Origin of the sequence: Priestia sp. J2 (assembly GCF_020790095.1) — a bacterium.
Classification (GTDB): domain Bacteria; phylum Bacillota; class Bacilli; order Bacillales; family Bacillaceae_H; genus Priestia; species Priestia zanthoxyli.
In genome coordinates this window covers 4,147,583-4,160,624 of sequence record NZ_CP086208.1, presented here as the reverse complement: position 1 = coordinate 4,160,624, position 13,042 = coordinate 4,147,583, and the positions used below count along the sequence as shown (strand labels likewise).

Genomic DNA, 13,042 nt, shown 5'->3' with positions numbered 1-13,042 from the left:
GCTTCTATGCGTTGTTTTACTAATGATTAAATAGCTGCTGCAGCTCATCATGATTCGTTGTTACTTGGAGAGCAACCAACAGTTTAATGCGTGCTTTAGGACCATTTAAGCCATTTGAAAAAATAACGCCCATCTCTTTTAACAGCTTGCCACCGCCTTCATACCCATATACATCTTGAGCAATTCCATTAAAACAGCGAGAAACGAGCACGATGGGTATCTTTCGCTTCAAAAGCAATTGAATTCCTGGAATGGTGAGAGGAGGCAGATTTCCTTGACCGAGGGCTTCAATTATAAGTCCGTCAACATTCATTGAAGCCACTGCTTGAAATAAATGGTCGTCCATTCCTGCATAAGCTTTTAATAAAGTGATTTGTTTATCTATTTGATTAACAGGATAAAATTCATGTTCTGTAGGCATGTGGTGAAAAGATACGCCGCGTTTTGTGATTAATCCTATTGGCCCGTACTGAGGGCTTTGAAATGTCGCCACGTTGCTTGTGTGGGTCTTGGTCACATTTTCAGCGGTATGAATTTCATCGTTCATCACAACTAAGACACCTTTTCCTTTTGCCCCGTCACTAATAGCCACCCGAACCGCAGATATAAAATTATAAGGACCGTCTGAACCGATTTCATTGCTTGATCTCATAGCTCCAGTTAAGACAATTGGAATATCTGTATGCACGGTTAAATCTAAAAAATAAGCGGTTTCTTCCAGCGTGTCCGTGCCGTGGGTTAACACGACTGCATCAATTTTGCCTTCATTAATTTTATCGCGTATTTTTTTTGAAAGTATAAGCATTTCCTTAGGAGTAATATGAGGAGAAGGCAGATGAAATGCTTCTTCTACGATTACATTGGCCATACCTGAAACAGATGATGTTGAGCGGTGAAGCGGGTTTTGAATATCTGGTGCTACCGCTCCAGTTTCCATGTCTTCTTTCATCGAGATTGTGCCGCCGGTGTGAAGAATATAAACAGTTTTCATAGAGAGCTCCTTTCAATTTTTCGTATAAGTATGATACATTTTTTGGTATACTTGTTTAAGGTCTTTGTTAGGCTTTGTAAATCGACAGCAAGTTATGTGAGCATTTACATATAAAGATAAGGACATTATAGACGGAGATTTTCATCCTAAAGATAACATGTTACTATTAAAAAAAATAGAGGAGATGAGGCGCTATTTATGTTGGCGATTGTATCTGCAGGCATTGCGCCAGGATTGGCATTGTTAAGTTTTTTTTATTTGAAAGATGAATATGAAACTGAGCCTATTTCAATGGTATTAAAAACATTTATTTTTGGAGCAATGCTTGTTTTGCCAATTATGTTTATTCAATATGTATTTGGTGAAGAACACGTTTTTCAATCACCTTTTCTTGAAGCATTTTTTACGACAAGCTTTTTAGAAGAATTTTTCAAATGGTTCATTTTATATTTCACGATTTATCAGCATGTGGAATTTGATGAGCATTACGATGGAATTGTTTACGGGGCAGCTGTTTCATTAGGTTTTGCTACCGTTGAAAATATTTTATATTTATTTGCAAATGGTTTAGAATCAGCGCTAGGAAGAGCCATTTTACCCGTATCTAGTCATGCTTTATTCGGCGTCATTATGGGGTATTATTTAGGGAAAGCAAAGTTTTCTGAAGGAAAGGAAAAAACGAAGTGGACGCTGTATTCCGTATTTGCGCCGCTCATTTTACATGGAACATATGATTATATTTTAAAAACAATGGATCATTGGGTATTTATTATTATTCCATTTATGATTTATTTATGGTGGCTGGCATTAAGAAAAGTAAAAAAGGCCAAACAGCCATCGATTGTCTAGGCTCAGCTTGTAAATCTTTTTTGAGAGATTTACGAGCTGAGTTTTTTCATTTCGGTAAATTTTGCGCATCTTGTATAAAAAAACAACCTTTACAAAAAATACTCCTATCATCTTATCAGTTACATACGATGTAGGAGGTTTTGTCATGTTATCATTTCGATGTTTTAAAAAGTATGCATGTCTCATATGCATATGTTCATTTATTGCAGCGTCCGTTGTGAGTCCAAAGGCCGCTCACGCGTTTTCAAATCAAGTCATTCAACACGGAGCAGTTGGAGATGACGTTATTGAGCTGCAGTCGAGACTTCAGTATTTAGGTTATTATAACGGGAAAATTGACGGTGTATTTGGATGGAGCACATACTGGGCACTGCGCAATTTTCAATATGAATTTGGCATTAAAAAGATTGACGGTTTAGCAGGCTGGCAAACAAAGATTAAATTAGCTAACGCAACAAAATATCACGAAAGCTATGTGAAAAATCAAATTAGAAAAGGCAATAAGTTTACGCACTATGGCGGTAAGCCTCTTGATCAGCAGTCTAAAGGAAGCGGTAGCAGTGGAAAAAGCAGCGGGAACAATGGTCAGCAAAAAGCACAAAGCGGATCTTCTCAAGCAAAAAAACCTGCCAGTCAGCCGCAGCGTAATACGTCTAAAGGAAATTCTGAACAACAGAAAGAAAAAGCACAAAAGCCAACAGCGGTGAATGTACCGAGCGGGTTTTCACAAAATGATATTCAGCTCATGGCAAATGCTGTGCATGGTGAAGCACGGGGTGAACCATATAATGGCCAAGTAGCCGTAGCGGCCGTTATTTTAAACCGAGTTAACAGTCCGTCATTTCCAAATACAGTCGCTGGAGTTATTTTTGAACCGCGTGCATTTACTGCCGTAGCAGATGGGCAAATTTGGCTTGAACCCAATCCAACATCTAAAAAAGCGGTTATGGATGCGATTAACGGATGGGATCCTACTGGGAATGCTATTTATTACTTTAATCCGGATACAGCAACAAGCGCATGGATTTGGTCACGTCCTCAAATTAAGCAAATCGGGAAACACATTTTCTGTCGATAAAGAGAGGTGAAGGAAACATGATTCGAACAATTTTAATTGTATTATTAGCTATTGGTGTTGTAGGTGTAGGGTATTGGGGGTACAGCGAACATCAAGAAAAAGATGCTGTGCTGCTTCAAGCGGAGAATACGTATCAACGAGCATTTCATGATTTGTCATATCAGCTAGATTTATTAAATGATAAAATCGGTGGCACGCTTGCCATGAGTTCGAGAGATCAGCTTTCGCCCGCGCTTGCAGAAGTATGGCGTTTAACTTCTGAAGCTCATAACAATGTAGGACAGCTGCCTTTATCGCTTTTACCGTTCAATAAAACAGAAGAGTTTCTTTCAGATGTTGGTGACTTTACGTACAAAGTGGCGGTAAGGGATTTAAGCAAATCTCCCCTAACAGATAAAGAGTATAAAACGTTAAATTCGCTTTATGATCAGTCAGGCGAAATTCAAAATGAAATGCGCCAAGTACAGCATCTAGTCATTGATAATAACTTGCGCTGGATGGATGTTGAGCTAGCTCTAGCCACAAAAGAAAAGCAAGGGGACAATACGATTATTGACGGATTAAAAACCGTTGAAAAAAGTATGGATTCTTTTGCCGAAACAGATTTAGGTGTTATGAATGCAACGAATGAACAGGAAAAAAACGCTTTTCATCAATTAAAAGGTAGAGAAGTTAGTGAAGATGTTGCCAAACAAGTGGCGCGTTCGTTTTTGAATTTAAAAGGAAATGAACAAATTCATATTGTAAAGAGCGGAAAAGATGCCGATTATGAGGTGTACAGCTTAACCATTACAGATCCAAAGACTAAACAAGAGACGTATATGGATATTACCCAAAAAGGTGGATATCCGCTTTGGGTGCTCGAAGATCGAGATATTAAAAAACAAAATATTAGTTTAAACGATGCTATGAACAAAGCGACTAAGTTTTTAAAAGATCATCGTTTTGAAAGCCTAGTGATGGCTGAAAGCGCTCAATACGATAACATGGGAGTCTTTACATTCGTAGAGCAAACGGAAAGTGGAGTTCGGATTTATCCGGATTCAGTTAAAATGAAAATGTCTTTAGAAGATGGATCTGTGATTGGCTTCTCAGCTAAAGACTTCTTATTAAAACATCGTACAAGAGATATTCCAAAACCTAAAATTTCGAAAGAACAGGCAAAAACCAAGCTGAACTCGAATGTAAAAGTGATGGAAGACCGCTTGGCAATTATTACAAATGATTTAAACGAAGAAGTGCTATGCTATGAGTTTTTAGGGACAATTAAAAATGATACGTATCGTATTTTTATCAATGCCGATACGGGTTTTGAAGAGAAAGTCGAAAAACTGCAAAACTCAGAACCTTTATATAATGAAGTATAAAGCTGAGAAACCGGTGTCTATAGACACCGGTTTTTTTGTATTGTATAAGTTTTTTGAGTCTAAATGACTAATTTTTATTTACAAAATAAATATATTTGACTATGTTTAAATAAAGGGAAAAAGTGTATATAGTGGAACTGAAGGAGAGAGAAGATGATAAAAGCGGGAATGAGGTTGACGTTAGAGAGCGGGCACAGAGAGTCTACCTTACAACAAACGTATCGATGTAAGGTAGTTGAGTTTACGGAAGACGTGATTTATATTAGCTATCCGCTAAATGAAGAAACGCAGCGAAGTGCTTTTTTACTAAAAGGTACAAAATTGCTGGCTACGTTTATTGGATATAATCAAAATGTATATACCTTTCCAACTGAAGTAACAGGACGCGAAATAAAAGGCATGCCTGTAGTAAAACTCTTTTACCCGGGCGATAAAAAGTTAAAATCTATCCAAAGAAGAAATTTTTTCCGTGTGCCGCTTACAGTGAAGGCGGTGATAAAAAGTGAACAAGAACAGCAGGCCGTAATGGAAATCATGACTAAAAACATCAGTGCAGGTGGAGTAGCCGGCTCCTTCCATCATTCGCTGCTTTTTAATGAGAAAGATTCCGTTGTTGTACGATTAAGTCTTCCTAATCGTGAGGGAACTTTGCAGCATCTTGAATTAAAAGGGGAAGTTGTACGAATTACCGCCCCGACTTCCTGTAAAGTAGGTCAGCTATCTATTAAATTTATGGACATGGAAAAACAAACGAAAGAAATGATGATTCGTTATACCTTAAAGCGTCAGCTCGACCTAAGGAGAAAAGGTCTTCTTTAGCGTATAAAAAAAACTTCTCTTTCCTAAACTGTAAGCAAAGGTATTACTTCTTACAAAAGGAGAAAAAGATGAATCGAATAGAACGAATTTTAATTAAATTAGTGGTTATTCAATTTGTGTTTTTAATAATTGCCCAATGTATTTTACTATCTAGCAGTCACAGTACATATTTCTCAAAGGTCATTCAGTATGAGGGAGTTAGCAAAAATAATTTTAATAAAATTATTGAAACATTCGACCAGTAGTCGGACGTATGGTAGAATAACTAGGAAAGAAACATGCAGTGAACACCAGGCAGGAGAAGACCCCCTGCTCTTTTTTTCGTTTATAAACGTTTCATATAAAATGGCTCATTGTATAAAAGATGAAAGTGGTTTGTTCCTGTTTTGAAATTAAGGGAGGCACTTATGGAAAAACAAATTTCAATCGCGATTGACGGTCCTGCAGCTGCTGGGAAAAGTACAGTGGCAAAGATTATAGCAGAAACCTTATCATATATTTATGTTGATACAGGAGCGATGTATCGTGCTCTAACGTATCAAGCGCAGAAAAACCAGGTGGATTTGCAAAATGAAGAAGAGCTATTGCATTTGCTTAATGAAACAGTAATCGATTTAAAACCGTCTGAATCTGGGCAGGTAGTCATCTTAAATGGACAGAATGTTACAAGTGAAATTCGTTCCGCAGAAGTAACTAACTCTGTATCCATTGTAGCGAAACATCGTGCAGTTCGTGAAGAGATGGTAGCGAGACAGCAGGGCCTTGCTAAAGATGGAGGCGTTGTAATGGATGGACGTGATATCGGTACACACGTGCTTCCTCAGGCAGAAGTTAAAATCTTTTTATTAGCGTCTGTGGATGAAAGAGCACAGCGACGCCATGATGAAAACATAAAAAAAGGTTTTGAATCAAATTTAGAGCGTTTAAAAGAAGAAATTGCCCGCAGAGACAAGCTGGATTCTGAGCGTGAAGTAGCACCTCTTAAAAAAGCTGAAGATGCAATTGAAATCGATACAACTTCCTTATCGATTGAAGGAGTTGTAGAAAAAATACTTTCTATTACAAACGAAAGGATTGGATGATTTTGAGCTTTTATATGTTTGCACGTGGCATTGTAAAAGGTATTTTAACACCAGTTTATCGTTATGAAGTAATCGGTGCAGAAAATATCCCTTCAGAAGGCGGAGTTTTGCTTTGTTCAAATCATATTGACAACTTAGATCCGCCTACGGTAGGTGTGACATGTCCAAGGCCTATTTCGTTTATGGCAAAAGCAGAGCTGTTTAAAGCACCTTTTCTGAAGACGGTTCTGCCAAAGTTAGAAACGTTCCCTGTAAAGCGGGGGATGGCAGATCGTGAAGCTTTGCGCCAAGGGTTAAAGATTTTAAAAGAAGGAAAAGTGCTTGGATTATTTCCAGAAGGAACAAGAAGTAAAGATGGAAAATTAGGAAAAGGAATGGCTGGAGTAGGCTTTTTTGCTTTGCGTTCAAAAGCAGCTGTTGTTCCTTGTGCTGTTATTGGTCCATATAAGCGTTTTGCAAGGTTAAAAGTAGTGTACGGACCGCCAATTCAGATGGATGAACTTCGTGAACGAAAGGCATCAGCCGAGGAAGTAACCGAAGCTATTATGAAAAGCATTGGTGAATTAATTGAAAAATATCAATAGTTTGTAACCTTATGACTTGACAAAAGATTCTATTTATTAGAAGTTAGTAACAAAGAGAGTTTTTTCTATACAGAGCTATATACAATAATGATGAGCTAAAAGAGTGAAGAACTCTTACAAGGGAATACATATTGTAGATGGATATTGGAGGAGGAAAAGACGATGACAGAAGATATGAATCAAGTAGAGGTAACGTCATTAGAAGTAGGAGAAACAGTAAAAGGTACTATTACAAAAGTAGAAGAAAAGCAAGTGTATGTAGATGTGCCTAACAGCAAACTAGACGGTATTATTCCAATTAGTGAATTAGCGAGCTTACATATTGAAAAAGCAGGGGATGTAATCCAAGAAGGTGCCGAAGTCGAAGCGAAAGTAATTAAAGTGGAAGACGATGTGCTTGTGTTATCTAAACGGGCTGTAGATGCTGAAAAAGCATGGGACGGTTTAGAAGCAAAACTTTCTTCAGGTGAAGTGTTTGAAGCGGTAGTCAAAGAAATTGTCAAAGGCGGATTAGTAGTAGATATTGGTGTAAGAGGGTTCATTCCAGCTTCTCTTGTTGAAACTCATTTCGTTGATGATTTCGCAGAATATCAAGATCAAACTCTTACAGTCAAAGTAGTGGAATTAGATAAAGAAAAAAATCGCGTGATCCTTTCGCATCGTGCAGTTGTAGAAGAAGAGCTTGTACAACAAAAAGAAAATGTTCTTGAGTCATTAAAAGAAGGTCAGGTTTTAGAAGGAACCGTTCAGCGCTTAACAGACTTTGGTGCGTTTGTAGATGTAGGCGGAGTAGATGGGCTAGTGCATATCTCTCAGCTTTCACATACGCGTGTAGAAAAGCCTTCAGACGTAGTAGCTGAGGGAGATACTGTGAAAGTCAAAGTATTATCTGTTGACAAATCAACGGGTCGTGTTTCATTATCTATTAAAGATACGTTAGAAGGTCCATGGTCCAACATTTCTACGAAGCTTCGCCAAGGTGATGTAGTAGATGGAACTGTTAAAAGACTTGTATCTTTTGGAGCTTTTGTGGAAGTTCTACCTGGAGTAGAAGGACTTGTACACATTTCTCAAATTTCACATAAGCATATCGGGACACCGCATGAAGTGCTTTCTGAAGGCGAAAAAGTGACGGTAAAAGTACTTGATGTGAATGAACAAGAACGACGCGTTTCGTTAAGCATTCGTGACCTTGAGGAAGAAGAGCAAGAAGATTACGGTGACTATGAATTACAAGAAGAGTCAAAAGGCTTCCAATTAGGTGATATGATTGGGGATCAATTAAAAAAATTAAGATAAGTAATGGTGATGATTTGTGAGCAGAGCAAAACGTAAAATTGATCACATTCATCATGCGATTCAAACGGGACAGCATCGGCTGCACGGGCTAGATGATATTCGCTTCGTTCATAATAGCTTACCAAATACAGGCGTGCACGATGTTCATATTGATACAAAAATTGGCGAACTTTTGTTAAGTTCGCCAATTTTTATAAATGCTATGACGGGTGGAGGCGGACAAGAAACGGAACGGATTAACCGTTCGTTTGCTCAAATTGCTCATCATGGTCAATTAGCAATGGCCGTTGGATCGCAGATGGCTGCGATTAAAGATGAAAAGGAAGAACAATCATACAGAGTAGTGCGTCAAGAAAACCCTAACGGAATTATTTTTGCCAACCTAGGCAGTGAAGCTACAGTTGAACAAGCTAAAAAAGCGGTTGATATGCTTGAAGCAAATGGACTTCAAATTCATTTAAATGTTATACAAGAACTGGTCATGCCAGAGGGAGATCGTGATTTTACCGATGCATTACGTCGTATTGAACGAATTGTCCGAGAAGTAACCGTTCCTGTAATTGTCAAAGAAGTAGGTTTTGGGATGAGCGCTCAAGCAGTGCAAAAACTTAAAGATGTTGGTGTTGAAATCGTTGATATTGGTGGGTACGGTGGTACCAATTTTTCGAAAATCGAAAATGAAAGACGAGCAAAACATTTTCACTTCTTTAATGATTGGGGAATTTCCACAGCAGCTTCTTTAGCGGAAGTATCTCAGCACGTAGAAGGTATATCCATTATTGGTTCAGGAGGTATTCAAACCTCTATGGATGTTGCTAAGTCCATTGCGTTAGGAGCTTCTGCAACGGGAATGGCAGGATATTTTCTATCCATTTTAATGAAGTCTGGTTTAGAAGCAGTCGTAGAAGAGATAGCCGAGCTGCATGAGGAGTTAACGTTTATCATGGCTGCATTAGGAGCAACTTCTATTGCTAAGCTTCAGCAAATGCCTCTAGTTATTACAGGGGATACCCATAGCTGGCTGACTCAGCGAAATGTATCTATAGAAACATTTAATAACAGATGATAAAAAAGCAAGCAGTTAACTGCTTGCTTTTTTATTTCCTTAGAAGATGAATGATCGCGTTTTCATTTAAAAAAACAAAAAATATTGGCAGAAGAAGTGACAAAAAGCATGAAATCCCAAACGTTAGCCACTTATAATAAGTTAAATAAACAGAAAAATCAGAAAAAAGAGGTGGCGTAATGAAAAAGGGACATCCTATATTTACAATTTTTCTTTTCTTTTTAGGCTGGGTTTTCATGTATGCAGATCGTAATATTTTATCTCCAGTTATGGGAGATATCGGTGCGCAGTGGGATCTTAATAAAGCTGAACTTGGGCTAATGTCTACCGTATTTTTTGCAGCGTATGCAGCTATGCAGATTCCAACGGGTTTTTTGGCAGATCGATTTGGTCGCGTTAAGATCTTAGTGGCTGGATACATTTTGTTTGGAGTTGCCACATTCTTTACAGGACTTACGACTACTTTCGGTATGTTCTTGCTCATGCGGGCGCTGACAGGACTTGGAGAAGGAACGTATTATGGTTCACAATACGGAATTTCTTCAAGCATCACGTCTGAACGATACCGAGGTCTAGTGTCTGCGCTCATCAATAGTGGAATGGCTTTTGGTATATCGCTTGGTTTTATCGGTTCTACATACATTACATATACGTTAGAAAAAGACTGGCAGTTTACTTTTTACTTATTTGCTATTCCGACTATAGTAATAGCTATTTTAATAGCTTTCTTTGTAAAAGATAAGCAAAGGGATCAAGAAAAAAATTCGCTAAATAAAGAAACAAAGCAGTCGCTAAAAGTATTATTTACAAAAAATCATATTTTCGTATACATTTTAATCTTCTGCTCTCTTTACGGATTTTTTGGGATGCTGACGTGGCTTCCTTATTATTTGCAGCACTCGCGCGGCTTAGAAGGGTCTCAAACAGGCATCATAGCATCTTTAGTACCGTGGGCGTCTATTCCGGGAGCAATCTTCTTTGGTTATATATCGGATCGAATTGCAAATAAAAAAGCATTAATTGTGAGTTTGTCAGTAGCGGGCGCTTTATGTCAATTTTTTATTCCCTATACAGAGAGTTATTCTTGGCTATTAATCGGCTTAATTGTGTACGGTCTGATAGGGAAATTAGCATTAGATCCGATTTTAATTTCGTATATGGCGGATATTACTCCCTCTTCCATGTACTCTAAAGTGTACGGTTTTTTTAACTTCAGCGGCATGCTGTCATCGATCTTTGCACCTTACATTACCGGATATTTTGCAGATAAACTTGGAAGTATGGAATTCGGATTTTATTTGTCAGGAGCACTATTGTTAGTGGGAGGAGTTCTCTTTTTGTTTACAGGAAAGAAAGAACGTTCCTATCCTGTTTCACATCCAGTTTTAAAATAAAAAATGCGCTGACTTAGTCAGCGCATTTTTTTATTTATGCTCATTTAACTCGCGCGCTTCTTCAGGACTTTGCAAGCTAGTTGCTCCCGGATAGTGAAGTCCTTGATCACGGTCAGATTCAACTCGTTTTGATTCCTTTAATTTTTTCTCTTGACGATCTTTTCCCATTTTATATTCCCTCCTTTTTTCTGATAGGTTGTCCAAAATAAGCGGTTCTATTCTAAAACTCCGATTAAGTTTTCCAAAATTGATACATACTGATGACAGATAGGGGAGGTGCCATATTCAGTGGACGGAATTTTCTTTTATTGGCTTTCGTGGATGGGATGGATTGTTGCGACTTTTCTTATGCCCAAAACAGCTAGGCGTTGGAAGGTAGCAGCCATTATATTAATCAGTATACTCCTAAGCGGAATGAACATGCATATGACTCAGTTTTCATGTAGCTACACCGCTTTGTTTTTAGTGGGAGTAGCGTGTGTGTATGCTTCAGGCTACAGCCGATTTCAGCAGTTATATTATGTTATTGTATGCGGCATTATAATAATTGCCTATGCTAGTTTTTGTTTACTTGAGCTCTATGATCCTGTCTGGATTTTTATTGATCGTAAGTGGATTTTGACTGGACTTATCTTATATATTTGCTTTATGGTGGTTAAAGATGCTGAAAAAAGATTCGCAGCAATCATTTTAGGTGTAGTTGGAGGAGACTTTTTATATGCAGTTGTCATTCGGGATATCGCATCTTATGAAATAGGGTCTCTTCGTACACTCGACGTTTTAGCCACAGCAGTAGGAGCGATGTTTATTTGGGAGATGCTGGTTTATTTCTCTGCTTATTTAGATTTGTACGTGCTGAAGTCTCACAGGCAAAAGCAAAGTACTTACAAATAGAAGAAGAGATTTCGTAAAATTATATTGTTGTTACCGGTGATTTTTGATAAAATTGTTTGATTGAAAGAGTAATGCTTATTCAGCGGATAGGCAGTTAATCAGTTCAGTATAAGAAAGAGCTGATAAAAATCCTGCTTTATCGCTTATGATCGATTAGTAGAGGTCATGCCACGCTGCATGGCCTCGATTTTTGAAAAAAGAATGATCTTATTTATTTGTACATGTAGATAAATACCTTTAGTCGATTAAAGACTGGTTGCCGATACATAAAAAAGATCAAGGAAAGGGAAGAATCGTATGCCAAAACCAATTATTGCGATTGTTGGTCGTCCCAACGTAGGAAAATCAACAATTTTCAACCGAATTGTAGGAGAGCGAGTATCTATTGTAGAAGATATTCCGGGTGTAACTCGTGATCGTATCTATAGTTCAGGTGAGTGGCTGAATTTGGACTTTAACATTATTGATACTGGTGGTATTGATATTGGAGATGAGCCATTTTTAGAACAGATCAAACAGCAAGCAGAAATTGCAATTGATGAAGCGGACGTAATCATTTTTCTAGTGAATGGACGCGATGGAATTACTGCAGCTGATGAAGAAGTGGCGAAAATTTTATACAAATCCAAAAAGCCCGTCGTCCTAGCCGTTAATAAAGTAGATAATCCTGAAATGAGAGAATTAATCTATGATTTCTACGCACTAGGATATGGAGAACCGTTCCCAATCTCAGGAACGCATGGTTTAGGTTTAGGTGACCTGCTAGACGAGGCAGCTAAGCACTTTCCAAAAGAAAAAGACGAAGATTACGGAGAAGACGTCATTAAATTTTCATTGATTGGTCGTCCTAACGTAGGGAAATCTTCATTAGTTAATGCTCTTCTAGGTGAAGACCGTGTTATTGTCAGTGATCTTGCCGGCACGACACGCGATGCCATCGATACGAAGTTTACAAAAGAAGATCAAGAATATGTTGTTATTGATACAGCTGGAATGAGAAAGCGTGGAAAAGTGTACGAGAGTACTGAAAAATACAGCGTACTTCGCGCATTAAAGGCAATTGAACGCTCAGACGTTGTCTTAATTGTATTAAATGCTGAAGAGGGTATTATTGAACAAGATAAGAAAATTGCTGGCTATGCACAAGAAGCTGGAAAAGCTGTCGTCATTGTTGTGAACAAATGGGATACAGTAGAAAAAGATGAAAAAACAATGAAAAAATTTGAAGAAAATATACGCGAGCATTTTCAGTTCTTAACATATGCTCCAATTGTATTCCTTTCAGCTAAAACGAAAAAACGTACGCATACCCTATTGCCAATGATTGATCTTGCAAGCGAAAGCCATGCTGTACGTGTAGAAACAAGCATCTTAAACGATGTAATTATGGATGCAGTAGCAATGAACCCTACGCCTACTCACAACGGCAACCGCTTAAAAATCTATTACACAACTCAAGTAGCAATCAAGCCGCCAACTTTTGTTGTGTTTGTAAATGATCCTGAGCTAATGCATTTTTCATATAAACGTTTCTTAGAAAATAAGCTTCGTGAAGCTTTTGGATTCGAAGGAACTCCAATTAAAATTATTGCAAGACCAAGAAAATAACAGAGGATGTG

General features: G+C 38.0%; 14 protein-coding genes. 12 read left to right on the top strand and 2 right to left on the bottom strand.

The genetic code is table 11. The annotated features are described in order from the left end of the window. Positions 1–19: 19 nt before the first annotated feature. A complete protein-coding gene (locus LJY09_RS21505; RefSeq protein WP_099331262.1) occupies positions 20–991 on the bottom strand; it encodes an asparaginase in 972 nt (323 codons plus the stop codon). Positions 992–1,189: 198 nt separating this feature from the next. On the opposite strand from LJY09_RS21505, the gene prsW reads away from it, so the two are divergent. The 10 genes from prsW to LJY09_RS21455 all read left to right on the top strand — a co-directional run bounded on the left by prsW (position 1,190) and on the right by LJY09_RS21455 (position 10,529). Then, complete coding sequence (gene prsW / locus LJY09_RS21500; RefSeq protein ID WP_028411520.1) at positions 1,190–1,840, top strand: glutamic-type intramembrane protease PrsW; 651 nt, start codon at positions 1,190–1,192, stop codon at positions 1,838–1,840. A gap of 145 nt (positions 1,841–1,985) precedes the next feature. Continuing rightward, positions 1,986–2,918: a spore cortex-lytic enzyme gene (gene sleB / locus LJY09_RS21495; protein WP_028411519.1), complete on the top strand. Its 933-nt coding sequence runs from the start codon at positions 1,986–1,988 to the stop codon at positions 2,916–2,918. Positions 2,919–2,935: 17 nt separating this feature from the next. Beyond that, positions 2,936–4,285 carry a germination protein YpeB gene (gene ypeB, locus LJY09_RS21490; protein WP_014458333.1) on the top strand — a complete coding sequence of 450 codons (1,350 nt, stop codon included), beginning with the start codon at positions 2,936–2,938 and terminating at the stop codon, positions 4,283–4,285. 153 nt (positions 4,286–4,438) lie between these two features. Continuing rightward, positions 4,439–5,104 (top strand): flagellar brake protein, encoded by a 666-nt coding sequence (locus LJY09_RS21485; protein ID WP_028411518.1) that lies wholly within the window; start codon positions 4,439–4,441, stop codon positions 5,102–5,104. Between the two features lie 68 nt (positions 5,105–5,172). Continuing rightward, entirely contained in the window at positions 5,173–5,349 is a 177-nt protein-coding gene (locus LJY09_RS21480; protein ID WP_013059030.1) for a YpfB family protein, read from the top strand. Between the two features lie 162 nt (positions 5,350–5,511). After that, positions 5,512–6,186, top strand: a complete 675-nt coding sequence (gene cmk, locus LJY09_RS21475; protein WP_028411517.1) for a (d)CMP kinase — start codon at positions 5,512–5,514, stop codon at positions 6,184–6,186. After that, positions 6,183–6,770, top strand: a complete 588-nt coding sequence (locus tag LJY09_RS21470) for a lysophospholipid acyltransferase family protein (RefSeq protein ID WP_228307423.1) — start codon at positions 6,183–6,185, stop codon at positions 6,768–6,770. The genes cmk and LJY09_RS21470 overlap by 4 nt, the downstream gene beginning before the upstream one ends. 162 nt (positions 6,771–6,932) lie before the next feature. Continuing rightward, positions 6,933–8,069 carry a 30S ribosomal protein S1 gene (rpsA, locus tag LJY09_RS21465; protein WP_028410732.1) on the top strand — a complete coding sequence of 379 codons (1,137 nt, stop codon included), beginning with the start codon at positions 6,933–6,935 and terminating at the stop codon, positions 8,067–8,069. Positions 8,070–8,085: 16 nt separating this feature from the next. Continuing rightward, the gene (gene fni, locus LJY09_RS21460) at positions 8,086–9,135 is read left to right on the top strand and encodes a type 2 isopentenyl-diphosphate Delta-isomerase (RefSeq protein WP_028411515.1); all 1,050 of its coding nucleotides are present in this window, start codon (positions 8,086–8,088) and stop codon (positions 9,133–9,135) included. A 179-nt stretch (positions 9,136–9,314) separates the two neighbouring features. Then, entirely contained in the window at positions 9,315–10,529 is a 1,215-nt protein-coding gene (locus tag LJY09_RS21455) for an MFS transporter (protein WP_028411514.1), read from the top strand. A gap of 30 nt (positions 10,530–10,559) precedes the next feature. Here LJY09_RS21455 and LJY09_RS21450 read toward each other — a convergent pair whose 3' ends face one another. Continuing rightward, positions 10,560–10,697 carry a YpzI family protein gene (locus LJY09_RS21450; RefSeq protein WP_013059024.1) on the bottom strand — a complete coding sequence of 46 codons (138 nt, stop codon included), beginning with the start codon at positions 10,695–10,697 and terminating at the stop codon, positions 10,560–10,562. A gap of 120 nt (positions 10,698–10,817) precedes the next feature. On the opposite strand from LJY09_RS21450, the gene LJY09_RS21445 reads away from it, so the two are divergent. Next, positions 10,818–11,423: a YphA family membrane protein gene (locus tag LJY09_RS21445; RefSeq protein WP_028411513.1), complete on the top strand. Its 606-nt coding sequence runs from the start codon at positions 10,818–10,820 to the stop codon at positions 11,421–11,423. 297 nt (positions 11,424–11,720) lie between these two features. Next, positions 11,721–13,031 carry a ribosome biogenesis GTPase Der gene (gene der / locus LJY09_RS21440; protein WP_028411512.1) on the top strand — a complete coding sequence of 437 codons (1,311 nt, stop codon included), beginning with the start codon at positions 11,721–11,723 and terminating at the stop codon, positions 13,029–13,031. Positions 13,032–13,042 lie beyond the last annotated feature (11 nt).